The organism is Pseudomonas sp. 2995-3, assembly GCF_002742565.1.
Taxonomy (GTDB): Bacteria; Pseudomonadota; Gammaproteobacteria; order Pseudomonadales; family Pseudomonadaceae; genus Aquipseudomonas; species Aquipseudomonas edaphica.
Genome location: NZ_LJSB01000157.1, coordinates 567,391 through 591,571, shown reverse-complemented (window position 1 = coordinate 591,571; position 24,181 = coordinate 567,391). Strand labels below are relative to the sequence as shown.

26 protein-coding genes are annotated in these 24,181 nt (G+C 59.9%); 17 read left to right on the top strand and 9 right to left on the bottom strand.

Features of this window, described 5'->3' with window-relative positions; all coding sequences use genetic code 11:
• Positions 1–85 precede the first annotated feature (85 nt).
• The 3 genes from ccoM to AOA62_RS10355 all read right to left on the bottom strand — a co-directional run bounded on the left by ccoM (position 86) and on the right by AOA62_RS10355 (position 1,094).
• The gene (gene ccoM / locus AOA62_RS32575; RefSeq protein WP_017137226.1) at positions 86–202 is read right to left on the bottom strand and encodes a cytochrome c oxidase subunit CcoM; all 117 of its coding nucleotides are present in this window, start codon (positions 200–202) and stop codon (positions 86–88) included.
• A 143-nt stretch (positions 203–345) separates the two neighbouring features.
• The gene (locus AOA62_RS10360) at positions 346–540 is read right to left on the bottom strand and encodes a hypothetical protein (protein WP_138452551.1); all 195 of its coding nucleotides are present in this window, start codon (positions 538–540) and stop codon (positions 346–348) included.
• A gap of 68 nt (positions 541–608) precedes the next feature.
• Positions 609–1,094 (bottom strand): lipocalin-like domain-containing protein, encoded by a 486-nt coding sequence (locus AOA62_RS10355; protein ID WP_099548593.1) that lies wholly within the window; start codon positions 1,092–1,094, stop codon positions 609–611.
• A 158-nt stretch (positions 1,095–1,252) separates the two neighbouring features.
• Here AOA62_RS10355 and AOA62_RS10350 point away from each other — a divergent pair, with 158 nt between their 5' ends.
• The 3 genes from AOA62_RS10350 to AOA62_RS10340 all read left to right on the top strand — a co-directional run bounded on the left by AOA62_RS10350 (position 1,253) and on the right by AOA62_RS10340 (position 3,864).
• Positions 1,253–2,125 carry a LysR substrate-binding domain-containing protein gene (locus AOA62_RS10350; RefSeq protein WP_099548592.1) on the top strand — a complete coding sequence of 291 codons (873 nt, stop codon included), beginning with the start codon at positions 1,253–1,255 and terminating at the stop codon, positions 2,123–2,125.
• A gap of 90 nt (positions 2,126–2,215) precedes the next feature.
• Positions 2,216–2,686 carry a RidA family protein gene (locus AOA62_RS10345; protein ID WP_099548591.1) on the top strand — a complete coding sequence of 157 codons (471 nt, stop codon included), beginning with the start codon at positions 2,216–2,218 and terminating at the stop codon, positions 2,684–2,686.
• On the top strand, positions 2,683–3,864 hold the full coding sequence (locus AOA62_RS10340; RefSeq protein WP_099548590.1) for an aminotransferase class V-fold PLP-dependent enzyme: 1,182 nt from the start codon (positions 2,683–2,685) through the stop codon (positions 3,862–3,864). The genes AOA62_RS10345 and AOA62_RS10340 overlap by 4 nt, the downstream gene beginning before the upstream one ends.
• On the opposite strand, the gene AOA62_RS10335 is transcribed toward AOA62_RS10340, so the two are convergent.
• The gene (locus AOA62_RS10335; protein ID WP_099548589.1) at positions 3,861–4,202 is read right to left on the bottom strand and encodes an aspartate-semialdehyde dehydrogenase; all 342 of its coding nucleotides are present in this window, start codon (positions 4,200–4,202) and stop codon (positions 3,861–3,863) included. The genes AOA62_RS10340 and AOA62_RS10335 overlap by 4 nt on opposite strands.
• 217 nt (positions 4,203–4,419) lie before the next feature.
• On the opposite strand from AOA62_RS10335, the gene rapA reads away from it, so the two are divergent.
• Positions 4,420–7,266 (top strand): RNA polymerase-associated protein RapA, encoded by a 2,847-nt coding sequence (gene rapA, locus AOA62_RS10330; RefSeq protein WP_099548588.1) that lies wholly within the window; start codon positions 4,420–4,422, stop codon positions 7,264–7,266.
• Positions 7,267–7,394: 128 nt separating this feature from the next.
• Here the strand turns inward: rapA and AOA62_RS10325 are convergent, their stop codons facing one another.
• Positions 7,395–8,741, bottom strand: coding sequence for an MFS transporter (locus AOA62_RS10325; protein WP_017137218.1), 1,347 nt, complete (start codon positions 8,739–8,741; stop codon positions 7,395–7,397).
• Positions 8,742–8,992: 251 nt separating this feature from the next.
• Between AOA62_RS10325 and AOA62_RS10315 the strand changes: the two genes are divergently transcribed.
• Together AOA62_RS10315 and AOA62_RS10310 are read left to right on the top strand one after the other, a co-directional pair.
• A complete protein-coding gene (locus AOA62_RS10315; RefSeq protein WP_099548587.1) occupies positions 8,993–9,358 on the top strand; it encodes a YkgJ family cysteine cluster protein in 366 nt (121 codons plus the stop codon).
• A 138-nt stretch (positions 9,359–9,496) separates the two neighbouring features.
• The gene (locus tag AOA62_RS10310) at positions 9,497–11,761 is read left to right on the top strand and encodes a bifunctional diguanylate cyclase/phosphodiesterase (RefSeq protein WP_099548586.1); all 2,265 of its coding nucleotides are present in this window, start codon (positions 9,497–9,499) and stop codon (positions 11,759–11,761) included.
• A gap of 299 nt (positions 11,762–12,060) precedes the next feature.
• On the opposite strand, the gene AOA62_RS10305 is transcribed toward AOA62_RS10310, so the two are convergent.
• Positions 12,061–12,381: a DUF2288 domain-containing protein gene (locus tag AOA62_RS10305; RefSeq protein ID WP_017137214.1), complete on the bottom strand. Its 321-nt coding sequence runs from the start codon at positions 12,379–12,381 to the stop codon at positions 12,061–12,063.
• Complete coding sequence (locus tag AOA62_RS31405; protein WP_138453093.1) at positions 12,378–12,584, bottom strand: hypothetical protein; 207 nt, start codon at positions 12,582–12,584, stop codon at positions 12,378–12,380. Before AOA62_RS31405 ends, AOA62_RS10305 begins: the two co-directional genes overlap by 4 nt.
• A 138-nt stretch (positions 12,585–12,722) precedes the next feature.
• Between AOA62_RS31405 and AOA62_RS10300 the strand changes: the two genes are divergently transcribed.
• From AOA62_RS10300 to AOA62_RS10280, 5 genes are all read left to right on the top strand, one after another.
• Entirely contained in the window at positions 12,723–13,850 is a 1,128-nt protein-coding gene (locus AOA62_RS10300; RefSeq protein ID WP_017137213.1) for a branched-chain amino acid ABC transporter substrate-binding protein, read from the top strand.
• Positions 13,851–14,078: 228 nt separating this feature from the next.
• Complete coding sequence (gene livH / locus AOA62_RS10295; protein ID WP_017137212.1) at positions 14,079–15,002, top strand: high-affinity branched-chain amino acid ABC transporter permease LivH; 924 nt, start codon at positions 14,079–14,081, stop codon at positions 15,000–15,002.
• Positions 14,999–16,252 carry a high-affinity branched-chain amino acid ABC transporter permease LivM gene (locus tag AOA62_RS10290; RefSeq protein ID WP_099548585.1) on the top strand — a complete coding sequence of 418 codons (1,254 nt, stop codon included), beginning with the start codon at positions 14,999–15,001 and terminating at the stop codon, positions 16,250–16,252. The genes livH and AOA62_RS10290 overlap by 4 nt, the downstream gene beginning before the upstream one ends.
• Entirely contained in the window at positions 16,249–17,016 is a 768-nt protein-coding gene (gene livG, locus AOA62_RS10285; RefSeq protein ID WP_017137210.1) for a high-affinity branched-chain amino acid ABC transporter ATP-binding protein LivG, read from the top strand. The genes AOA62_RS10290 and livG overlap by 4 nt, the downstream gene beginning before the upstream one ends.
• Before the next feature lies 1 nt (position 17,017).
• On the top strand, positions 17,018–17,719 hold the full coding sequence (locus tag AOA62_RS10280) for an ABC transporter ATP-binding protein (RefSeq protein WP_099548584.1): 702 nt from the start codon (positions 17,018–17,020) through the stop codon (positions 17,717–17,719).
• Between the two features lie 50 nt (positions 17,720–17,769).
• Here AOA62_RS10280 and AOA62_RS10275 read toward each other — a convergent pair whose 3' ends face one another.
• Positions 17,770–19,062: an MFS transporter gene (locus AOA62_RS10275; RefSeq protein ID WP_099548583.1), complete on the bottom strand. Its 1,293-nt coding sequence runs from the start codon at positions 19,060–19,062 to the stop codon at positions 17,770–17,772.
• 225 nt (positions 19,063–19,287) lie between these two features.
• Here AOA62_RS10275 and AOA62_RS10270 point away from each other — a divergent pair, with 225 nt between their 5' ends.
• From AOA62_RS10270 to AOA62_RS10255, 4 genes are read left to right on the top strand one after another with little or no spacing between them, the layout of a single operon-like run.
• Positions 19,288–19,596: a DUF2282 domain-containing protein gene (locus tag AOA62_RS10270; RefSeq protein WP_017137207.1), complete on the top strand. Its 309-nt coding sequence runs from the start codon at positions 19,288–19,290 to the stop codon at positions 19,594–19,596.
• 23 nt (positions 19,597–19,619) lie between these two features.
• Positions 19,620–20,507, top strand: coding sequence for a DUF692 domain-containing protein (locus AOA62_RS10265; RefSeq protein WP_017137206.1), 888 nt, complete (start codon positions 19,620–19,622; stop codon positions 20,505–20,507).
• Positions 20,504–21,280 carry a DNA-binding domain-containing protein gene (locus AOA62_RS10260; protein ID WP_099548582.1) on the top strand — a complete coding sequence of 259 codons (777 nt, stop codon included), beginning with the start codon at positions 20,504–20,506 and terminating at the stop codon, positions 21,278–21,280. Before AOA62_RS10265 ends, AOA62_RS10260 begins: the two co-directional genes overlap by 4 nt.
• Positions 21,277–21,762 (top strand): DoxX family protein, encoded by a 486-nt coding sequence (locus tag AOA62_RS10255; RefSeq protein ID WP_017137204.1) that lies wholly within the window; start codon positions 21,277–21,279, stop codon positions 21,760–21,762. Before AOA62_RS10260 ends, AOA62_RS10255 begins: the two co-directional genes overlap by 4 nt.
• Here the strand turns inward: AOA62_RS10255 and AOA62_RS10250 are convergent.
• Complete coding sequence (locus tag AOA62_RS10250) at positions 21,753–22,667, bottom strand: LysR family transcriptional regulator (protein ID WP_099548581.1); 915 nt, start codon at positions 22,665–22,667, stop codon at positions 21,753–21,755. The genes AOA62_RS10255 and AOA62_RS10250 overlap by 10 nt on opposite strands.
• A gap of 104 nt (positions 22,668–22,771) precedes the next feature.
• Between AOA62_RS10250 and AOA62_RS10245 the strand changes: the two genes are divergently transcribed.
• On the top strand, positions 22,772–23,371 hold the full coding sequence (locus AOA62_RS10245) for a short chain dehydrogenase (protein ID WP_099548580.1): 600 nt from the start codon (positions 22,772–22,774) through the stop codon (positions 23,369–23,371).
• A gap of 97 nt (positions 23,372–23,468) precedes the next feature.
• Positions 23,469–24,140, top strand: coding sequence for a COG3650 family protein (locus tag AOA62_RS10240; RefSeq protein ID WP_099548579.1), 672 nt, complete (start codon positions 23,469–23,471; stop codon positions 24,138–24,140).
• Positions 24,141–24,181 lie beyond the last annotated feature (41 nt).

Here is a 24,181-nt window from a genome sequence, read left to right as displayed (position 1 = left end):
GAACGATCACATTAAATAGCAGGCAAAAAAAAGGGCGACCGAAGTCGCCCAAAATGCCTTGCGTGCTCATGTAACCCAGAAGAACTTACGGTTCTTTACGCTTATTAGCGTCCTTCCAGATAAAAATCCCAAACCCTACAAAAAACAGCACCATGAGGCTGACAGTCAGCACCCCGGCAAACACCACATTATCGAAAAACATGACCGGCCTCCTGCTCATGCCCTGTTGCGATAGGGCTAAGTTAATGGAGAAGGCGGAGTGGAAAATTGACCGGGATCAATGTCGCCCGCAACGGGGCTTAAAGAAGGGTAATAACTGACCTGCATCAACAAATGCAGGCTGTTTCAACGCTTTTTCGGCTTGTTCTTGGGTTTTTTCTTAACTTTGCCAAGCGGCATCGCCTGCTCAAATGCCTGGCGAACTTCATTCAGGCGCTTGTCATTCAAGTCATGCACACGTTTGGCACGTTCGGCATTCAGGTCGATCAGTTTGTCGTCTTCACTCATGGCTGGGCTTACGTCGTGGCGGGAATGGCTCAATAATGCGGCCTCTCCCGCTCGACGGCAAATGCCAGGGTGAAAATCCTCGTACTTCTCTTTCCTGGCGCTTATTTATCCCGCTCAAACGTAATGATGGAACGTGTAGTCCCCGGCCAATTCGGCATTTGGCGCCAGGGCGTCAGCACTTCCAGCGTATCGCCCCTGACCTGAAAATCGCGGCATTGCACCGTCCCCACCCACGCCGGATTCCAGGCAGAATCAACCTCTGTGCACCATTGATTGCCCTCGACCCGCTCAATACCGGTATAAGCCACCAGCGTATTCAACAGCGCTGATTTTTCAGCGTCGGAAGCGCCGGCTTTTCTTCCCTCACCGGTCAACACGAAAGCCACTCGATGATCCGCGGTAAAAATAACGCGCCCGGAAGGACGGCTGCCCATTGCCGGAATTTTCTCACGGGTATCCTGGGACTCGACCTGATAGCCGACCAGCTTCCAGGCCCCGACCAGCGGTGACTCATTCGCTGCTGCGCCCGCGCAAAGGCCCATTGAAACAGCCAACCCGATCACATTTGCCTTTATAGGGAGTTTCATCGCTCTACCGTCTCAAAAAAGACACAGAGCTTTGCGCACGGCTGCCCGGGGAGATGTAGGGCATATCCCCAAACTACGACAGGAGAATCTGCGGGCGACAAAAGGAAGCACATCGCCCAAAATCGACACTTTCCAACTTACCCTGTAGGCGCACTCAGTTGGCACTGCACAATGACCTTCCGCCGCTGCTGGCCCTGCGCGCTTTTGAGGCGGTGGCGCGGCACTTGAGTTTTATCAAGGCCGCCAATGAGTTGTCGGTTACCCAGAGCGCACTCAGCCACCAAGTGCAAAAGCTCGAACAGTATCTGGGCAAACCACTGTTTATCCGACGCACCCGCGCGATTGATCTGACCGCCGACGGCCAAGGTTACTACGACGAAATCCGCCCGGCCCTCGATATGATCGCCGCCGCCACCCGCGCGCAGAAAGTCGCCCCCACGACCACAATTTTGCGCGTGGGCCTGCTGGCCTCGTTTGCCACCCTGTGGCTGGCCCCGCGTCTGGCCGGGTTTCTCAACCGCTACCCGCATATCCAGGTGGAACTGCTGCCGGCGATTCAATTAGCCAACGTCGCCACCGCCGAGGTCGACCTGGCCATCCGCTATGGCAAGGGCGACTGGCCCGATGTACAGGCCACGCGTTTGATGGCGGAAGTCATTTCACCGGTGTGCAGCCCGGCCTTCAAGGCCAGCCAACTGCACAATGCGCCCTTGTTGATGGCCACCTCGCACCGCCCTTTCGAGTGGACGGATTGGTCGGCGCACTACCAGGTCAACCTCGACCACCATTCCCGCGTGCTGCTGCACGACTACAACATCGTGGTCGAAGCCGCCGTGGCTGGCCAAGGCATCGCCATGGGCCGTCACCGCCTGATAGAGCGCAGGCTCAAGGAAGGCAGCCTGGTAGAAGCCTTCGACTGGCCGCCCTACCACAGTGAAATCGGTTACTGGCTGATCGTGCCTCAAGGCCCTGCGAGCCAAGCGGTCGAATGCTTCAGTCAATGGTTGAAAGACACCTGCGCCGATGCATGAGCTATTTCGATACGTCGAGTGAGATCTATCCGTTTGTCGCCCATTGATACAACAAACATGCTCAAACCTCTTAACCCAAGAGGATCCAACATGAGCGACTCCATCCGCCAACGCGTACAAGCCCTTGGCCTGACGCTGCCAACCCCTAGCCAGCCGGCGGCCAATTACATCAATCATGTGGTCAGCCAGAACCAGCTGTTTATCTCCGGGCAAATTCCTATGCTCGACGGCAAACCCGCCTACATCGGCCGGCTGGGGCAATCCCTCAGCGATGAAGAAGGTGCCCAGGCAGCAGAGCTGGCGGCGTTGGGCTTGCTCGGCCAGTTAAGTGCTGCCGTCGGTGATGACCTGTCGCGTGTAGTGCGCATTCTCCGCTTGGGCGTGTTCATCGCCAGCAGCGGCGATTTCACGCGCCAAAGCGTAGTTGCCAATGGCGCATCCAATCTGGTGGTCAATGCCCTGGGCGACAAAGGCCGGCACGTGCGCACCGCCGTCGGTGTGTCGAGCCTGCCCGCCGGCGTCGCCGTGGAGGTGGACGCAATTTTCGAGCTGCTGTCGTGAGCCCGCTGCAGGTCCAGCATCTGCGTGACGACACACCTGGCTGCCAATCAGGCATCGTGCACTTCAACCATGCCGGTGCCTCGCTGCCGAGCCAAGCCACCCTCGACGCGATCATCGACCAGTTGCAACGCGAAGCCCGCGATGGCCCGATGGAGGCCGGCGAGCATGGCGCGATCCTGGTAGAAAAAGCCCGGCGCGCAGCTGGGCAATTACTCAATGCGCCCGTCTCCTCGATTGCCTTCGCCAGCAGCGGCTCAACCGCCTGGAGCCTGGCTTTCCAGGCCTTGGGGCCGTGGCAGCCGGGCGATCGCATTCTGGTCGGGCGCCATGAATGGGGCGGCAACCTGGCGAGTATGCAGTTGGCCGTGCAAACGGGTGCCCGAGTGGAGGTGATTCCCTGCGATGCAACCGGCGCAGTCTGCCCATTGGCGCTGGAAGCAATGATTGATGCCAACGTCAAGCTGATCGACCTGACCTGGCTGCCGGCCAACGGCGGCCTGATCAACCCTGCCCCAGCCATCGGCGAAGTGGCCAGGCGCCACGCAATCCCCTACTTCATCGACGCCGGCCAAGCGGTCGGCCAGTTGCCGGTGGATGTGCAGGCGCTGCACTGCGATGTGCTCAAGTCGGCCGGGCGTAAACACCTGCGCGGGCCGCGGGGTACGGCGCTGCTGTATGTGCGACCAGACTTTCTGCAACGCCTGAACCCCGCCCAGCGCGACGTGTTCTCGGCGCCCTGGACCGTTGAAGGGTTCGACCTGCGTAACGATGCCCGCCGCTTTGAAACCAGCGAAGTGTCCTACGCCTTATTAGCGGGGTTGGGCAATGCGTTGCAGGAAGTTAACCGACTGGGCGTGGAGCGGACATGGGAAAGGGTCTTGCAGCTTAGCGGACGAATCCGCGACGCGCTGCGTCAGATTCCGGGTGTTTCCCTGCACGATCTGGGCACGGTTCACTCAGGACTGATCGCCTTTAACCTCGCCGGCTGGGAGGCGTTTGAACTCAAACGTCGGCTGGGATTAAAGCGCATCAACATCGGCGCCAATGGTGTGGCCTACACGCCTCTGGATATGCAGGCGCGGGGTCTTACAAGCATCGCGCGGGTTTCTGTCAGCCCACTCAACACCGAACACGACATCGAGTTGCTGATCGCCGCGCTGCGCGAATTGCGCGATTAAACCTCGACGTCCACCCACAAACCCTGGCGCGGCGCGTCCTCGATCAGCGGCGCTACCGGCACGGTGTTGTCGGCGTTGAGCTCATCGCCGGGGATCGCCAAGTGCGCGTCAGGGTCTTCATCCGCTTCGCGCCGGCGTTTCTGCTGTTCTTGCTGGCGGCGTTGTTTTTCGCGCAGTAACAAAGTCGACTGCTCGGCATCGCCCTTTTTCAGGTCGATGGTGCTTTCGTTGGAGCCGGCCTGCACGGGCACCACGGGCGGGATATCCGGCTTCTGGCGCACCGGATCAAGTTGCGACGTGACCGGCACAACGCTCAAGGGCAGTATGGGTGGCAGCATGGTTTTTAGTCTCCTATTGCGCAGACTGTCGGCTGCGGGAGGGGCGACTTGAGCATCAAGCCCCCAACTTGTGAACCAATCGTCATCTATCCGACGAACATATCGCCCTTTTTCTTGCCGCTTGGAGCTTAAAGCTTGAAGCTGCAGCTATTCCTTTTGGTCTGGAAGCCGTGTTCCGTTAGAATAGTCGGCTTTTTCACGGCGGGAGTCAGGCAGCATGGCGCAGCAGTATCAACCGGGGCAACGCTGGATTAGTGACAGCGAAGCAGAGCTGGGGTTAGGCACCGTTCTGGCACAGGACGGGCGCTTGTTGACCGTGCTCTATCCGGCCACTGGCGACACTCGTCAGTATGCGCTACGGAATGCGCCCCTCACTCGTGTGAGGTTTTCGCCGGGTGACAGCATCACCCATTTCGAAGGCTGGAAAATGACCGTACAGGAAGTCGACGACGTCGATGGCCTGCTGGTCTACCACGGCCTCAATGGGCAGAACGAGCAGGTCACCCTGCCGGAAACCCAACTGTCGAACTTCATCCAGTTCCGTCTGGCCAGCGACCGTCTGTTCGCCGGGCAGATCGACCCGCTGGCCTGGTTCTCGCTGCGCTATCACACGCTGGAACACACCAGCCGTCAGTTGCAGTCCTCGCTGTGGGGCCTGGGCGGCGTGCGTGCACAACCTATTGCTCACCAACTGCACATCGCTCGCGAAGTCGCTGACCGTATCGCGCCACGGGTATTGCTGGCCGACGAAGTGGGCCTGGGCAAGACCATCGAAGCCGGCCTGGTGATTCATCGCCAGTTGCTGTCGGGTCGCGCCAACCGCGTGCTGATCCTGGTGCCGGAAAACCTGCAACACCAGTGGCTGGTGGAAATGCGCCGCCGCTTTAACCTGCAGGTTGCGCTGTTCGACGAAGAGCGTTTTATCGAAAGCGATGCCGCCAACCCGTTCGAAGACACCCAGCTTGCACTGGTTGCACTCGAATGGCTGGTGGACGACGAGAAGGCCCAGGACGCGCTGTTCGCTGCTGGCTGGGACCTGCTGGTGGTCGACGAAGCCCACCATTTGGTGTGGCATGAAGAAAAAGCCAGCCCGGAATACGCGCTGGTCGAGCAACTGGCCGAAGTGATCCCTGGCGTGCTGCTGCTCACCGCCACCCCGGAACAACTGGGCCAGGACAGCCACTTCGCACGCCTGCGCCTGTTGGACCCGAACCGCTTCCACGACCTGCATGCCTTCCGCGCCGAAAGCGAGAACTATCGCCCGGTAGCCGAAGCCGTGCAGGAACTGCTGGACAAGGGCCGCCTGTCGCCAAAAGCGCACAAAACCATCCAGGGTTTCCTCGGTGACGAAGGTGAAGCACTGCTCAGCGCCGTCAACGATGGCGACACCGAAGCCAGCGCACGCCTGGTGCGTGAGCTGCTCGACCGCCACGGCACCGGCCGCGTACTGTTCCGTAACACCCGCGCCGCCGTGCAGGGTTTCCCGGAGCGCAAGCTGCATGCCTACCCGCTGCCGAACCCGGACGAATACCTCGAACTGCCGCTGGGTGAACACGCCGAGCTGTACCCGGAAGTCAGCTTCCAATCGCAACCGGATGTTGAAGAAGAAAACCGCTGGTGGCGCTTCGACCCGCGCGTCGAGTGGCTGATCGACCAGCTGAAAATGCTCAAGCGCACCAAAGTGTTGGTGATCTGCGCCCACGCCGAAACCGCCATGGACCTGGAAGACGCCCTGCGCGTGCGCTCCGGCATCCCGGCCACGGTGTTCCACGAGGGCATGAACATCCTCGAGCGTGACCGCGCTGCTGCCTACTTCGCAGACGAAGAGTTCGGCGCCCAGGTGCTGATCTGCTCGGAAATCGGCAGTGAAGGCCGCAACTTCCAGTTCTCCCACCACTTGGTGCTGTTCGACCTGCCGTCCCACCCCGACCTGCTGGAACAGCGGATCGGCCGTTTGGACCGGATCGGCCAGAAGCATATGATCGAACTGCACGTGCCGTACCTGGAAACCAGCCCGCAAGAGCGCCTGTTCCAGTGGTACCACGAAGCGCTGAACGCGTTCCTCAACACCTGCCCGACCGGCAACGCCTTGCAACATCAGTTCGGCCCACGCCTGCTGCCGCTGCTGGAAAACGCCGACGACGGCGAGTGGCAAGCCCTGATCGACGAAGCGCGTGCCGAGCGCGAGCGTCTGGAACAGGAACTGCACACCGGTCGCGACCGCTTGCTGGAGCTCAACTCCGGCGGCGCGGGTGAAGGCGATGCGCTGGTGGAAGACATTCTTGAGCAAGACGACCAGTTCGCCCTGCCGATCTACATGGAAACCCTGTTCGACGCCTTCGGCATCGACAGCGAGGACCATTCGGAAAACGCACTGATCCTCAAGCCCAGCGAAAAAATGCTCGACGCCAGCTTCCCCCTGGGCGACGACGAAGGTGTGACCATCACCTACGACCGTAACCAGGCGCTGTCGCGTGAAGACATGCAGTTCATCACCTGGGAGCACCCGATGGTGCAAGGTGGCATGGACCTGGTGCTGTCCGGCTCGATGGGCAACACCGCCGTGGCGCTGATCAAGAACAAGGCGCTCAAGCCAGGCACCGTGTTGCTCGAACTGCTCTACGTCAGTGAAGTGGTTGCGCCGCGCTCGCTGCAACTGGGCCGCTACCTGCCACCGGCCGCCTTGCGCTGCCTGCTGGATACCAACGGTAATGACCTGTCCGGTCGTGTGTCGTTTGAAACCTTGAACGACCAGTTGGAAAGCGTGCCACGCGCCAGCGCCAACAAGTTTGTGCAGGCCCAGCGCGATCAGCTCACGCCACGCATCAATGCCGGCGAAGAGAAGATCACCCCGCGTCACGCCGAGCGTGTGGCCGAGGCGAAACGCCGTCTGGCAGCCGACACCGACGAAGAACTGGCGCGCCTGACCGCGTTGCAAGCGGTCAACCCGACCGTGCGCGACAGCGAACTGGTGGCGCTGCGCAACCAACGCGAGCAAGGCCTGGCCATGCTCGACAAGGCTGCGCTGCGGTTGGAGGCGATTCGAGTGTTGGTGGCGGGTTGATCAACATGCGGGCCTTTGATCGTTCCCACGCTCTGAGTGGGAACGCCGCCCTGGACGCTCTGCGTCCGCTCCTAGAAGCATGACGCAGAGCGTCACAGGATGCATTCCCACGCGGAGCGTGGGAACGATCAAGCTACAGCGGCAGCAGCCGGCACCTCAACCGCCCCCAACCCATCTTTCATCTTCTTGGCATCGCGCACAAAACTGCGCGAGGCCTGGAACAGAAACAGCATGGTCAAGAACAGCGCCACCGGAATCAGGTACATGGCGTCGTGCAACCCAACCGCTTTATACGCCTCGGTCATCTGCGAGGCGCCATCGGCGTACATCGCCGAATGGGCAAAATGGTCGGACAGGCCGCCCACCACCACCGGCCCCATGCCACCGCCGAGCAAGTACAACCCGGCAAAAAACAGCGCCATCGCCGTGGCGCGCAGGCGTGGCTCAACCACGTCTTGAATGGCCGTGTACACGCAGGTGTAGAAGTTATAGGCGAACAACCAGCCCACACTGAACAGCGCCACAAACACGCCAATCTCAATGCGCCCCGCGTGCAAGGCCCAGGCAGTGGTAATGGTCGAGATAATCAAGCTGCACGCGGCAAACAGCAGCCGGCCGTTGGCGACGCGCTGATGGATCTTGTCGGCAATCCAGCCGCCCAGGGTCAGGCCCACCAGCCCGGTGATGCCGACGATCACGCCGGTGGCCACCGCGGCGTCCTGCAACGGCATCAGGAAGTAACGCTGCAACATCGGCACCAAAAATGAATTGCACGCATAGGTGGCGAAGTTAAAGCACAACCCGGCCAGCACCAGCCACAGGAAGGTCGGCACCGCCAGAACGCGACGAATCGGGCGGTCGACGCGCTCCTGGGAGACTTGCACGGTTTCCGCTGCGCCGCGCTTGGGTTCCTTGATATAGAACATAAAGATCGCGAGGATCAGCCCCGGCACGGCGGCGATAAAGAACGGTGCGCGCCAGCTGTCGAACGCCTTGACCATCGCGCCAATGGTGAAGAACGCCAGCAGCAGGCCCAACGGCAGGCCCAACATGAAAATGCCCATGGCCCGGGCGCGGCGGTGGGCGGGAAACAGGTCGCCGATCAGCGAATTGGCCGCCGGCGCGTAGCTGGCTTCACCGATGCCGATGCCCATTCGCACCAGCAAAAAGGTCCAGAAGCTGCCGACCATGCCGTTGACCGCCGTCAGCCCGCTCCAGGCAAACAGGCCCCAGCCCATCAGTTTGCTGCGTGAGCCGGTATCGGCCAGGCGCCCGAGCGGCAGGCCGGCGATGGCGTAGACGATGGTGAAGGCGGTGCCGATGATACCGAGCTGGAAGTCGCTCAAGTGCCATTCCATGCGGATTGGCTCGATGATGATGGCGGGGATGGTGCGGTCGAAGAAATTGAACAGGTTGGCGAGGAACAGCAGGAACAGAATGCGCCAGGCATTCGCCGCTTGGGTCGAGTTCTGCATGGGTCCGTCTCTTTTATTGTTATGAGAGCTGCGATGCCCGATGCATCCTGCCCGGTACCTGCAACATAATCAGGCCAGGCACGCTTGTCTGTAATGATTCGTAAAGCTGATAGGGCATGATTTCACCCGCAGCGACGGGACTTTCCCTACGAAAATATAAGTTCGCGCCCCCCTTCCCAACCGCCATGGCACGGATAGAATGGCGAGCCTTCCGTAACACCCACATCCTACTTTTCTTATCGATGACGCCCATGTCCGAAGCCAGTCCGTGTCTGAGTTGCGGTGCCTGCTGTTCACACTTTCGTGTGTCTTTCTTCTGGGGCGAGTGCGCCTCATCGGGCGGCACGGTGCCCGATGACCTGGTGGTGCAGATCAACCCCACACGCGTGGCGATGATTGGTACCGACCAGAAACCCGCCAGGTGTTGCAGCCTCGAGGGTGAGGTCGGCAAGGGCACCCGTTGCACCATCTATGAACAACGCTCAAGCCCCTGCCGAGAGTTCGATGCGTCGTGGAGCCAGGGCGAGCAGAACGTCGACTGCGATACCGCTCGCGCCGCCTTTGGCCTGCCGCCATTAGAAGCACCTTTTGAACTGGACCTGCCGATCAGCGCTTAGCATCAAACGCTATGGCAGGCATGCCAAAATGGTTGAAAGCAAAGTGCCATTATCCATGGAAAATCCTGCGCGGCTTCTATACTCGACTTCATAGGTCATCGCCGTTGGCTGTGACGTGACGCTATGACGGGGCTTGCTATGGAATGGCTGGGTCTGCATTTTTTTACCGACCTGCCAGAGAACGGGCACTTATTACTCAATTGCAGTCATAACCCTTTTCTGGTGCTACTGGCGTATCTGGTTGCTTGCGCGGCCGGCTTCGGCACGCTGGACATGGCTGAGCGCGTGGGCCATGTCGAAGACCCTACCGCCCGCCGTCATTGGCGTTGGCTGGGAGCGGGTTGCCTGGCGGGTGGCATCTGGTCGACGCACTTCATCAGCATGCTGGCCTTCCAGGCACCTATCGCCATTCATTATGAATTGATCATGACGTTCGCCTCGCTGGTGATCGCCTTGATCGCTTCACTGTTCGCCATGCAAACCCTGAGTCATACCCATCTGCGATTCCATCAATACCTGCTGGCGTCGGTATGGATGGGCCTGGGTATCGCGCTGATGCATTACGTGGGCATGTCGGCCATGCGCTCCCAGGCCGATGTGTACTTCGAGACCGACCTGTTCATGGCCTCCGTGGCGATTGCCATCGGCGCCAGCCTGGCCGCGCTGTTGCTGTCGAGCTACCTGCGCACCGGCGCCGGCGTGTTTCATCAACTGCTCAAGTACGCCGCCAGCCTGGTGCTGGGCGCCGGCATCCTTAGCATGCACTTCACCGGCATGGCGGCCATGCGGATGCTGGTACCGGCCGGCGCTGACCTGTCGTTGCCACTGGATAACAACCCGATTCAACTGGGCCTGTCGGTGGCCGTGATCACCCTGCTGGTGATTGGCAGCAGCGTCAGCGCCGCCCTCGCCGACAAAAAACTGCAGCACAAGGAGCGTGACCTGCGCCGGGTCAACGCCCTGCTCAGTGAGCTGGACCAAGCCCGTGCCTCGCTGCAACAAGTGGCGCACTTCGATGCGCTGACCAGCCTGCTCAACCGTCGCGGCTTCAACCAGATCTTTGCCGAGAAGGTCGCCGAAAAAACCGCCGGCCACGGCATGATGGCGGTGATCTTCCTCGATATCGACCACTTCAAGCGCATCAATGACAGCCTTGGCCACGATGCCGGCGACCAACTGCTCACCGTACTGGCCGGGCATATCAAGGGGTCGGTGCGCAGCCATAGCGATGTGGTCGCGCGGTTTGGCGGCGACGAGTTCTGCATCCTGATCAACATTCACCATCGCGACGAAGCGCGGCACCTGGCCCAGCGCATCATGCATAAGATGAAAGAACCAATCGAACTGGCCGGCCGGCGCATGGTGATGACCACCAGCATTGGCATCAGCCTGTTCCCCGATGACGGACTGACCTGCGAAGAGTTGCTTAAAACCGCTGACCTGGCGCTGTACCAGTCCAAGGATGCCGGTCGCAACAGCTTGAACTTCTTCAGCTCCAACCTTAAAACCCGCGCCTTCCTCGAGCTGCAACTGGAGGAGCAATTGCGCGCTGCGTTGCGCGGCCGCAATGAATTGGTGCTGTTCTACCAGCCGATCTTCGACATGAAGCTGGGCAAGGTCACCCGCCTGGAAGCACTGGTGCGCTGGCAACATCCGCAACATGGGCTGCTGGCCCCGGACCGGTTTATCGGCATCGCCGAAAACAACGGGTTGATTGCCGAACTCGACCACTGGGTATTGCGTCAGGCCTGTCACGATTTGAGCCTGCTGTCTGACCGCGGTTACACCGAGCTGACCATGGCCGTGAATTGCTCGGCCTTGAACCTGGCCCGTGACGAGCTGGCAGATGAGATCGAAGCCGCCCTGCGTTTTGCCGGGATCGCCGCCAGCCGCCTGGAACTGGAAGTCACCGAAAACGCGCTGATGGGCAATATCAGCAGCACCCTGGCGCTGTTGCGCCAGATCCGCGCCCTGGGCGTTTCGCTGGCCATTGATGATTTCGGCACCGGTTATTCATCCCTGGCCTACCTCAAGCGCCTGCCGCTCAATACCCTGAAGATAGACCGGTCGTTTATCCAGGACATTCCCAAGTCCACCGCCGATGTCGAGATCGTCCAGGCGATCATCGGCATGGCCCATACCCTGCACTTGCAGGTGGTCACCGAAGGCGTGGAAACCCAGGCGCAATTTGAACTGCTGCTCAAGCACGGCTGCGACTTTATCCAGGGTTACCTGCTGAGCCCGGCGGTGCCTTTGAGCGATGTGGTGGGTGTGATCCAGGGCATCCAGATGCGCAACCCACTCTACCCGTTCAGCATCGAGGGCAATAAGGACGCCATCGCGCCGAAGGACCCTGGTGCAGGCCGCATCGGCCCGCCGTCGATTGTCAGGCCCATTCGATGACGTCGTATCTTTGGGATTTAGCCATCATCTACTTGGATGAACGCCGACGAGCGGCCGAATCATCGGAGTACGCCGGGTACTCCTCTTGAAAAGTCAGGGTTGATCGTTCCCACGCTCTGCGTGGGAACGATCTGGCTTTGCCACACCCGGAAACAATTCCCCCGATGTTCCGCCCACTTTAAAACTGTTCCCGTGACGCTTACGTCACCGTCACCTGTGACCTTTCTCTACGGCAAGATGCCATCACGGCGCCAGCGGTTACTCGGCTACACACTTGCTCGGCAAGAAAACGCGCACCTTTATAGTGCGAGCCTTTCTTGCGCCGCCCTTTCCTGGATCAGAATCCACGGCGAAACCACGACCGCCCACAGGCTCGGATCACGCTCAACCAAGTCCAACGCCCGCGTCGCAGACACTTCGCCAAGGCTCCCTGCGGCCAGCCAACCAGCGACTTTGTCGCGGTTATCCTCGGCCATTCCTTCGGCCGCTTCGATCAAATCCAGGCCAGCGTCGACCCACAATAGGGCACCCTTGGCAAAGAACGGTTCAAGCTCCTTCCAGGAAATTTCGGCGGTTTCACCGAGCAGCTTGGCATAGAGGGTGCTAGGTTCTTGCGTCATGGGAATTCACCTGAAGAAAAAATCGGCGCAATCATAGCGTCAGGCGTCAGGCAGAAAAACCCAGTTGCAAATGAGGCACCGAACGAAAGTGTCAGGAAAGCCAAGGATTGCCCGAAACTCTGGCATAAGCCCGCCGCAATTCTGTCTTTTTCTTTCATTAAAGCGACACACCCAAGGTTTGCCCCCAGCAGCCAGCTTTTCAAGCGATCAACCGGCGCTCTACACTGTACCGGTACAGTTGCCAGGGCAATGCCGGGGGGATATCCGCGATATCTGATCCGGTTCTGCAGCTCACAAGGCCGCTAGAACTATAAAAAATACAACAGTAAGAGTGGAGCACTATGAATAAGGCTACTAAGCAGATTTCCAAACTGTTTGCCGCTATGGTCCTGGCTGGGGTTGCCGGCCATTCGTTCGCAGCCGACACCATCAAGATCGGTATCGCCGGGCCTAAGACAGGTCCAGTGACGCAATACGGCGACATGCAATTCATGGGTGCCAAGCAGGCAATCGCTGACATCAACGCCAAGGGCGGTGTCGACGGCAAAATGCTTGAAGCGAAAGAATACGACGATGCGTGCGATCCAAAACAAGCCGTTGCCGTAGCGAACAAAGTGGTCAACGACGGCGTCAAGTTCGTGGTCGGTCACCTCTGCTCCAGCTCCACTCAGCCAGCGTCCGACATCTATGAAGACGAAGGCGTGATCATGATCACCCCGGCGGCTACCAGCCCGGAAATCACTTCCCGTGGCTACAAGCTGGTGTTCCGTACCATCGGCCTGGACAGCGCCCAAGGCCCAGCGGCCGGTAACTACATTGCCGACCACGTGAAGCCGAAAGTCGTTGCTGTTATCCACGACAAACAGCAGTACGGTGAAGGCATCGCCACCGCCGTCAAGCAGACCCTCGAGAAGAAAGGCGTGAAAGTCGCCCTGTTCGAAGGCATCAACGCTGGCGACAAAGACTTCGGCTCGCTGATCCAGAAGCTCAAGCAAGCCAACGTCGACTTCGTCTACTACGGCGGCTACCACCCAGAGCTGGGCTTGATCCTGCGCCAGGCCAAGGAAAAAGGCGTGAACGCCAAGTTCATGGGCCCAGAAGGTGTGGGTAACGACTCCATCTCGCAAATCGCCCAGGGCGCTTCCGAAGGCCTGCTGGTTACCCTGCCGAAATCCTTCGACACCGACCCGGCCAACAAGGCCATCGTTGAAGAGTTCACCAAGAACAAGCAGGACCCAACCGGTCCGTTCGTGTTCCCGGCCTACTCGGCCGTTGAAGTGATCGCCGGCGGTATCGCCGCCGCGAAAAGCGAAGACACCGCCAAAGTGGCTGCTGCTATCCACGCCGGCACCTTCAAGACCCCAACTGGCGACCTGAGCTTCGACGCCAAGGGTGACCTGAAGGACTTCAAATTCGTGGTCTACGAATGGCACTTCGGTAAACCAAAAACCGAAGTTTCCCCTCAGTAAGCCAGGCGTTACTGGTCCAACAAGCCCACTGTGAGAGCAGTGGGCTTTGTTTTACGAGGTTTATGGGCCATGTCACCCGCGATCCGGGCGCTGGCTCACCTGAAAATCTTAAAACCGTCACCAGCGGTTCGCTGGCAAACGCTTCGTGCAACCTGATCACAGAGCAGGGCACCGAGCCGGAAATGACTCCACCAGTGAAATGCGTATCGGGTTTTTAGGAGCGCTGTAATGCCTGAGATCTATCATTTTTTCCAAACGCTGGTTAACGGCATGACCGTTGGCAGCACCTATGCCTTGATAGCCATTGGCTACACAATGGTTTACGGCATCATTGGAATGATCAACTTCGCCCATGGCGAGGTGTACATGATTGGTTCCTACGTGGCCTTCATCGCCCTTGCCGGGCTGGCCATGCTGGGTATCCATTCCCTGCCGCTGTTGATGACCGCTGCGTTCCTGGCATCGATCGTCGTGACCAGTGCTTATGGCTACAGTATCGAGCGCGTCGCCTACCGCCCCTTGCGTGGCAGCAACCGTTTGATCCCGCTGATTTCCGCCATCGGCATGTCGATTTTCCTGCAGAACACTGTATTGCTGTCCCAGGACTCCAAGGATAAGTCCATTCCCAACCTGATTCCGGGGAGCTTCTCCTTCGGCCCAGGTGGCGCACAAGAAGTGCTGATTTCGTACATGCAGGTGCTGGTTTTCGTCGTCACCCTGGTGGCAATGCTCGGCCTGACCCTGTTCATTTCCCGCTCCCGTCTGGGGCGCGCCTGCCGGGCCTGCGCCGAAGACATCAAGATGGCCAACCTGTTGGGCATCAACACCAACAACATCATCGCCCTGACCTTCGTGATCGGTGCCGCACTCGCAGCCATTGCGGCGGTGCTGCTGAGCATGCAGTACGGCGTGATCAACCCCAACGCCGGTTTCCTGGTAGGCCTCAAGGCTTTTACCGCAGCGGTCTTGGGCGGTATCGGCAGTATTCCGGGCGCGATGCTCGGCGGGCTGGTGCTGGGTGTGGCTGAAGCCTTTGGCGCCGACGTGTTCGGCGACCAGTACAAGGACGTCGTGGCGTTCGGCCTGTTGGTTCTGGTGCTGTTGTTCCGTCCGACCGGCATCCTGGGTCGTCCGGAGGTTGAGAAAGTATGAGCAGATATCTTAAATCGGCGTTCTTCAGCGCCTTGCTGGTCTGGGCCGTGGCCTTTCCGGTACTCGGCCTCAAGCTGAGCATTGTCGGCATCAACCTGGAAGTGCATGGCACCGGTCCCGTGACCCTGACCATCATCGCCCTGTGCTCGGTGCTGATGTTCCTGCGCGTGCTGTTCACCCAGCAGGTCGGTGCGTTTTTCAAGGGCAACCGTGGCCCGTTGGTGTCGCCCAAGGTCAGCCAATTCCTGACCCTGCCGCGTACCCAGCGCTACATCATCATCGGGCTGATCGTGGCCGCGTTGATCTGGCCGTTCTTCGGCTCGCGCGGCGCCGTCGACATTGCCACCCTGATCCTGATCTACGTGTTGCTGGGCCTGGGCCTGAACATCGTAGTCGGCCTGGCCGGCCTGCTCGACCTCGGTTATGTGGGTTTCTATGCCGTGGGTGCCTACACCTACGCGCTGCTCTCGCACTACCTGGGCTGGGGCTTCTGGATCTGCCTGCCACTGGCCGGCATGGCGGCGGCCACGTTCGGCTTCCTGCTGGGTTTCCCGGTGCTGCGCCTGCGCGGTGACTATCTGGCGATCGTGACCCTGGGCTTCGGTGAAATCATCCGGCTGTTCCTGCGGAACCTCACCGATATCACAGGTGGCCCCAACGGCATCAGCAGCATCCCCAAACCGACGTTCTTCGGGCTGTCGTTCGACCGCACCGCAGCCGAAGGCATGCAGACCTTCCACGAATACTTCGGGATCGACTACAACCCGGTGAGCAAAGTGGTGTTCCTGTACCTGGTGGCGTTGTTGCTGGCATTGGCGGCACTGTTCGTGATCAACCGCCTGCTGCGCATGCCGATCGGCCGCGCGTGGGAAGCGTTGCGCGAAGATGAAATCGCCTGCCGTGCATTAGGCATGAACCCGACCGTCATCAAACTCTCGGCATTCACCCTGGGGGCAACCTTCGCCGGTTTCGCCGGCAGCTTCTTCGCCGCGCGCCAAGGCCTGGTGACCCCGGAGTCGTTCACCTTTATCGAGTCGGCGATCATTCTCGCCATCGTGGTACTGGGTGGCATGGGCTCGCAGCTGGGCGTGATCCTGGCGGCGATCGTGATGATCCTGCTGCCGGAAATGATGCGTGAGTTCAGCGAATACCGCATGTTGATGTTCGGCGCCATGATGGTACTGATGATGATCTGGCGTCCCCAAGGTCTGCTGCCGATGCAACGCCCACACATGGAGCTGCGCAAATGAGCCGCGAGATCCTGAAAGTCGAAAACTTGAGCATGCGTTTTGGCGGCTTGCTCGCGGTCAACGGCGTGGCCCTGACCGTCAAAGAGAAACAGGTTGTGGCGCTGATCGGCCCGAACGGCGCCGGCAAGACCACGGTGTTCAACTGCCTTACCGGCTTCTACAAGCCGAGCGGTGGCAGCATCCTGCTGGATGGCCAACCCATCCAGGGCCTGGCCGGTCACGAGATCGCCCGCAAGGGCGTGGTGCGTACCTTCCAGAACGTGCGCTTGTTCAAGGACATGACGGCGGTCGAAAACCTGCTGATCGCCCAGCACCGGCACTTGAACACCAACTTCTTTGCTGGCCTGTTCAAGACCCCGGCGTTCCGCAAGAGCGAGCGCGAGGCCATGGAATACGCGGCGTACTGGCTGGACAAGGTCAACCTGACCGAGTTCGCCAACCGCCCGGCCGGCACCCTGGCTTACGGCCAACAACGCCGACTGGAAATCGCTCGCTGCATGATGACCCGCCCGCGGATCCTGATGCTCGACGAACCGGCCGCCGGCCTGAACCCCAAGGAAACCGAAGACCTCAAGGCGCTGATCACGGTGCTGCGTGAGGAAAACAACGCCACGGTGCTGTTGATCGAACACGATATGAAACTGGTCATGAGCATTTCCGACCACATCGTGGTGATCAACCAGGGCACGCCATTGGCCAACGGTACGCCGGAGCAGATCCGCGACAACCCGGAAGTGATCAAAGCCTATTTGGGGGAAGCGTAAAATGCTGCAATTCGAAAACGTTTCCACTTTCTACGGCAAGATCCAGGCGCTGCACAGCGTCAACGTGGAAGTGCGCCAAGGTGAAATCGTCACGCTGATCGGCGCCAACGGTGCCGGCAAGTCGACCTTGCTGATGACCCTGTGCGGTTCACCCCAGGCCCATAGCGGCAGCATCCGCTACATGGGTGAAGAACTGGTGGGCCAGGCTTCCTCCGAGATCATGCGCAAGAGCATTGCCGTGGTGCCCGAAGGCCGTCGTGTGTTCTCGCGCCTGACGGTGGAAGAGAACCTGGCCATGGGCGGGTTCTTCACCGATAAGGGCGATTATCAGGAGCAGATGGACAAGGTGCTGCACCTGTTCCCACGGCTCAAGGAACGCTTCAGCCAGCGCGGCGGCACCATGTCCGGCGGCGAGCAGCAAATGCTCGCCATCGGCCGGGCGCTGATGAGCAAGCCCAAGCTGTTGCTGCTCGACGAGCCTTCACTGGGCCTGGCACCGATCATCATCCAGCAGATCTTCGATATCATCGAACAACTGCGCAAGGACGGTGTGACGGTATTCCTGGTGGAGCAGAACGCCAACCAGGCGCTGAAAATCGCCGACCGCGCCTACGTGCTGGAAAACGGCCGGGTGGTGATGCAGGGCTCCGGGGAGCAATTGCTCACGGATCCGAAGGTGCGTGAAGCCTATCTCGGTGGCTGAGCCATTGAGGTAACAAAAAAACGGCCTTCGGGCCGTTTTTTTATCGCGGTTCAAAGCGTCGCGACCAACTCCCCCTTGCCCGCGCGCTGGCCGGCCAGCATCAATGCCCCGCCCAATAGCAGCAAGCCCGCCGCCAGGAAGATATACGCGCCGTACACATCCAGCGGCGCGTCGAAATAGGCTATGACGCGCTCTGCCCTATTCAATGTCTGAGAACACACCAGCGTACCGGTCAACGAGGCGATGGCCAGTACCGGCGTGACCGTCGCGGACACACGCCCCATGTAGCCTTCAGGCACGGCTTCCTGAAGCATCGGCCCTTGCACAATCGCAAACACCGAGAAGAACAACCCACAACTGAACATCAGCGCCCAGGCCAGGTAAAACGGCGGATGCAGCGAATACGCCAGGTAACTGAACCCCATGCACAGCAGCGCAAAGGTAAAGGCCTGGCGCGTGCTCAATGACTTCAACAGCGGCCGGACCAGCACGGCAGCAATCAACCCGCCCACAGGGAACGCTGCGAGAATCAGGCCGTATTCATAAGGGCTCAAGCCCAGGGTTTTGAAGGCGTACAAGGACAACGCGACGTTATTGACCCCCAGGGAAAACCCGTACAACGCGACACCGATCAACAACGTCCTGATCGAGGCGTGCCCCCAGGAAAACCGCAGCCCTGCGAGCACTCCATGCCAAAAGGGCAGCCGTTGTTGCTCGGCCAGCAAGGTCCGGCGCAGGCCCTGGGTAGACTCGATGCACAGGGCCGAACAGGCAAAGGCCAGCACATTGATCAGCAGTGCCAGGGTGGGGCCAACCCAGACAAATAAGGCCGGCCCCAGGGACGCCGACAACACTGAAATGCCCGTCAGGGAAAACATTGCCTTGGCCGATGCTTCAACGCGTCGTGCCGAAGGGATGACCACTTGCATGATCGCCTGGCGTGACGGGTTGAAAAACTGTGCGGCCGTGCTGTTAACCAACAACAACAGCAGCACACCGACAAGCACTTGCATCGGGTCCAGGCCGGACAGTGAATAGATCACAAAAAAGATCAGGAAGTTGAGCACCCGAATGCCGTCCGCCGCGATCATCACGTACAGCGGCGTCATCCTGTCCACCCAAGCCCCGGCCAGTGGTGCTACCAATACACGCGGAATAGCCGAAGCCGCCACTGCCAGGCCTACGACCGTCGGCAAGAACGCGCTGTCGTGAAACAAGTCAGTCACCAGCCACACAATGACGGTGCTCTCGAAAACGAACTCGCCAAACGATGAGAGGGCTTGCCCCAGCCACAAGAATGAGAAATTTCTGCTGATGAAAAAATCTGCAAAGCGGTTCTTCACAGCCAACGCTCCTTATTGGTCTTGCGCACATTCGCCCAGTGCCAGGCATTGCTTGATCCTACAGCAAGCGCATACGGGGCTTGCGAACACTAAGACTCACGGCGCCATTTGCTCGGCCTCGAAAATTTATTTATCACCTGCTGTAACGCAGCCTGATGCCCCAACTCTAGAGGGGTAAGCAAGCAAAAACGCTTCCTTACCCAACCTCACTGCTGGAGTTACACCATGACTACTAAATCCCGTTCGCTGTCCGCCGCTACCCTCGTTCTGGCCCTGGGTTCGGCCCTGAGCTTTTCCGCCCTGACCAACATGGCCCACGCTGACGAAGCGAAAATGGACAAGTGCTTTGGTGTCGCCGAAGCCGGCAAGAACGATTGCGCTGCAGGCGCCGGTACTACCTGTGCTGGTACCTCGAAAGTCAAAGACCAGGCCAACGCCTGGAAACTGGTCCCAGCCGGCACTTGCGCCAAGACCCCAAGCGCCACCTCGCCGACCGGTTTCGGCCAGGAAGCAGCCTTCACCGCCAAGTCCTGAAACCCTGCAAAACCTGAGTACTGATGATGACGCTTTTACCCCAGCACACGGTCTCACCGGCTCAGGTGCCCGGCCTCCCTTACCGGGCCGGGCTGGGGCTGAAGAACGAGCACTTTCTTGAAGTGCTCGAGACCTCGCCCGATATCGGTTTTTTTGAAGTTCACGCCGAAAACTACATGGTCGCCGGCGGCCCGTTTCATCACTACCTGGGTTTGATACGCGAACAGTACCCACTGTCATTGCATGGCGTGGGTCTGTCCATCGGCGGCGAAGGCCCGCTTAATCGTGAGCACCTGGCACGGTTGGCCACGCTGATCGAACGCTATCAACCCCACTCTTTCTCTGAACACCTGGCCTGGTCCAGCCACGGCCCGGTGTTCCTCAATGACTTGCTGCCGCTTGCCTACGACGCCGCGACCCTGGACCGGGTGTGCGAGCACATCGATCAGGTACAAAGCACCCTCAAGCGGCCGATGCTGCTGGAGAACCCCTCGACGTACCTGCAGTTCCAACGCTCGACCCTGGACGAGACGGACTTCATCAGCGAGGTCATCCGGCGCACCGGTTGCGGGCTGTTGCTGGACGTCAACAACGTCTATGTGTCGTGCATCAATCATCAGCGCGATCCACTGGCCTACATCAATGCGCTACCGCTGAAGGCCGTCGGTGAGATTCATCTGGCCGGCTTTGCCGAAGACACCGACAGCCTGGGCGACCGCCTGCTGATCGATGACCATGGCGCGCCCATCGATAACGCGGTGTGGCAGCTCTATGAACAGGTGCTCAAGTGCACCGGCCCGGTGGCCACGCTGATCGAGCGGGACAACCAGGTGCCCGCCTTCAGCGTGTTACACGCCGAAGCCCAACACGCCGACTGGCATCTGTCACAGGCGAAGGTATTGAAGCCATGAGCGATCAAGCTGCATTTGCCGGCGCCTTGCTCGACGCCGACCAGGCCTGCCCCGACGGATTGTTCAGCAGCAACGGCGCCGACCCGGCCAGCCGTTTCGCGGTGTATCGAAACAATGTCCACAGCTCGCTGATCAACGCGCTCGCCGCCGCTTATCCGGTAACGCTGCAATTGGTTGGCGATGAATTTTTTCGCGCGATGGCCAGCCTGTACGTGCAAGCCAGCCCGCCCGACAGCCCGTTGATCAGCGATTACGGCAGCACGTTTGCCGCGTTCATCCAGGCGTTCGAACCGGCTGCGAGCGTGCCTTACCTGGCGGACGTCGCACGCCTGGAACGCCTGCGGGTGCGTGCTTATCACGCCGCGGACCGCCAGCCACTGAATCAGCAGGCCATCCTTGAACAACTGCAAGGGCCGACCGACCTGGGGCAGCTAAGCCTGCACCTGCATCCGTCCCTGGCCACCTTGAATTCACCCTACGCCGTGGTTGCGGTATGGGCCGCGCACCAGACCGAAGGCACCATTGCCACCTTGAACCCTTGGTACGCCCAAAGTGCACTGGTGTTACGCCAGGGCTTGGCGGTCAAGGTCTTCGCCATCGACAGCGGTTCGGTGGCGTTTATCAACAGCCTTGACCAGGGATCAGGCCTGGAAATAGCGGTAGAGCACGCGCTTGAAGCATCAGCCGAATTCGACCTCAACCATTGCCTGACACTGCTGATCTGCCACGACGCCATCATTCATTTGCACACAGAACAAAAGGAATCGCCATGAACACTTCCCCTACTTGCCTGGTAAAACGGACCATCGCGCTGTTCGAAAAAATCCCCTACAGCCTGATCGCCTTTCTCGCACGGTTTTCCATTGCGGCGGTGTTCTGGAAGTCCGGCCAGACCAAAGTCGAAGGCTTTGCGATTGATATCATCAACGGCACCTTCCAATTGGGCGAACCCAAGCTTGCCGCTTCAACCCTGCCGCTGTTTCGCAGCGAGTACCACGTGCCCTTGCTGTCACCGGAAGTGGCCGCGCACATGGCAGCATTTGCCGAACACTTTTTCCCGGTACTGATCCTGGTGGGCTTTGCCACGCGCTTCTCGGCCCTGGCGCTGATCGGCATGACCTTGACCATTCAACTGTTCGTCTACCCCGAGGCCTACCCCACCCATGGCACCTGGATCGCGTTACTGCTGCTGTTGGTGGCCAAAGGCCCAGGTTGCCTGTCGATTGATCACCTGATCGCGCGCCGCTACCGCTGAAGGCGATCCAGGGTTTCGCCGCTGCGTCTGAACCAGTCCACCAAGTAGTCGGCCAACACTTGGGTTCGGCGCGGCAGGCCACCTTGATAAGGATGAACCAGGTACATCGGCATGCTGCGCGTTTGATAATCACGCAGCAGCCAGCGCAAGCGCCCGTCGGCCAGTTCTGCCGGTAACACGTAGGACGGCAGGCGGGCGATGCCGGCGCCCACCAAGGCGGCTTTTTTCAACAGGTTGTAGTGGTTGGAAGCGAAGGTACCGCTGACCCGCACCCGCAGCAGTTCATGTTGCTGGTGGTACAGCCATTCCTCACGCCCGCTGTAATGGCTGTTGAGCAGACAGGTGTGCGCGGCCAGATCCGCAGGCGTCAGCGGTTCGCCATGCTGCGCAAGGTAGGCCGGGCTGGCGCAGGTCATTTCATGCCAGGCCAACAGTGGCTTGGCCACCAGCCGCTCGTTATCCATCGCCCCCATGCGCACGCCCAAATCGAAGCCATCACGCGCCAGGTCGCGGTAGCTGTTGTTCAGTTCCAGCTCGATCTGAACCTGCGGGTATTGCTGGGTGAACTCCAGCAACAAGCCATCGAAGAAGGTCTCCCCCAGCGACACCGGAACCGTCATACGCACTGGCCCAGCCAGATCGTCCTTGAGCCGCGCCAACGCCTGACGGGCGCGCTCCACCTGGGCCACCAGCGCCTGAGCCTGGGGCAACAACGCCGCACCGGCGGCGGTCAGGCTGAGCTTGCGAGTGGTACGGTGCAATAACACCACCGAAAACTGCGCTTCCAATTGGCTGATGCGCTTGGACAATTGGCCCTTGCTGCAGCCCAATTGCTCCGCCGCCAGGGTAAAACTGCCCGCCTCGATCAGCACGGCAAAGGCCGCCAGGTCATCCATTTCGCTCATAGATTGTTTCCAATTGAAAACCAAAGGTTGCCTATTAGCGCGTTTATCCACTTAAAAAGCCATCCTAGACTGAAACCTCACTTAATCCCCGGAGGAACAGCACGATGAAAATCCTATTGATTGGTGCCAGCGGCACGGTCGGCTCAGCGGTCAAGGCGGAACTGGCGCAGCGTCACGAGGTGATCAGCATCGGCCGCAGCGGCGGCGACTTCCAGGTGGATATCAGCGACAGCGCATCGATCCGCAAACTGTTTGAGCAGACCGGCAAGTTCGACGCGTTGGTCTGCGCGGCAGGCAGTGTGAATTTTGTGGCACTGGGTGAGATGAGCGAAGCCGACTTTGAACTGGGCCTGCGGGACAAGCTGATGGGCCAGGTCAACCTGCTGCTGATCGGCCGCGACTACGCTAACGACGGTGCCTCGTTCACCTTTACCAGCGGCATTCTGAACCGCGATCCGATCCGCACCGGCGCTTCTGCCGCATTGGTCAACGGCGCATTGGATGCCTTCGTCAAGGCGGCGGCGATCGAATTGCCGCGCGGCTTGCGCATCAACTCGGTGAGCCCGACCGTCTTGCTCGAAGCCATGGGCAGCTACGCGCCGTACTTCCGCGGCTACAAACCGGCTCCGGGTGCCGATGTAGCACTGGCCTACGCGAAAAGTGTCGAAGGCTTACAGACTGGTCAGACCTACATCGTTGGCTGAAATATGATGTCTGTCAGAATCGCCTGAACCCGGCGAACGGGCTTGTGGTGCGGTGCGAGCCTGCGTAACGTGGCGGCACTAGTTTGGAGACCCAATAATGCGCGCCGCCCGTACCCTTGCTCTGTTTGCCCTGCTGCCCCTCTTCACCGCTTGCCAGATGTTCGAGAGCGAGCCGGCCAAACCGTCTACCGTCGGGCTGACCCGCATGCAGGGTGAGCTCACGGCAGTGGGCGACAAACTGCTGTTCCAGCCGTGCGGCGACAAACGCAACTACGTGGTCAATGACACCGGCGGCACCAGCGTCTTGCAGGAAGCCGCGTCCCTGGCCGGCCAGCAAGGCGTGCTGTTTGCCGATTTACGCGGCAAGTTTTCCGGGGTGGCCAGCGGCACCCAGGGTTCGGTCGACCTGCAACAACTGTATCGTGTAGAACGCTCGACCTCGGCCTGTAACGACCCGGACTTCAAACGCATGATTCTGCGGGCCAATGGCCATAAACCGGCCTGGGCGATGAGCGTAACGGCCAAGGGCATGGTGCTGGAACGCGAGGGCCAGCCGCCACTGGCGGTGCCTTTTGTCGAAGAGCAACTGGGTGACGGCCGTTTCAACCTGATGACCGAAGCCAATAACCAGCACATCGAACTGTGGGTAGCCCCACAACGCTGCATCGATGCCGCCAGCGGGAGCTTGCAACACATGACCGCCGAGTTGCGGGTCAATGGCCAGGTCCAGCGCGGTTGTGCATCATTCGGCGGCTCGCGGGACGACTGATTCAGCCTTGGGCTGTTTTAACATGACGGGAATCAGCCTTT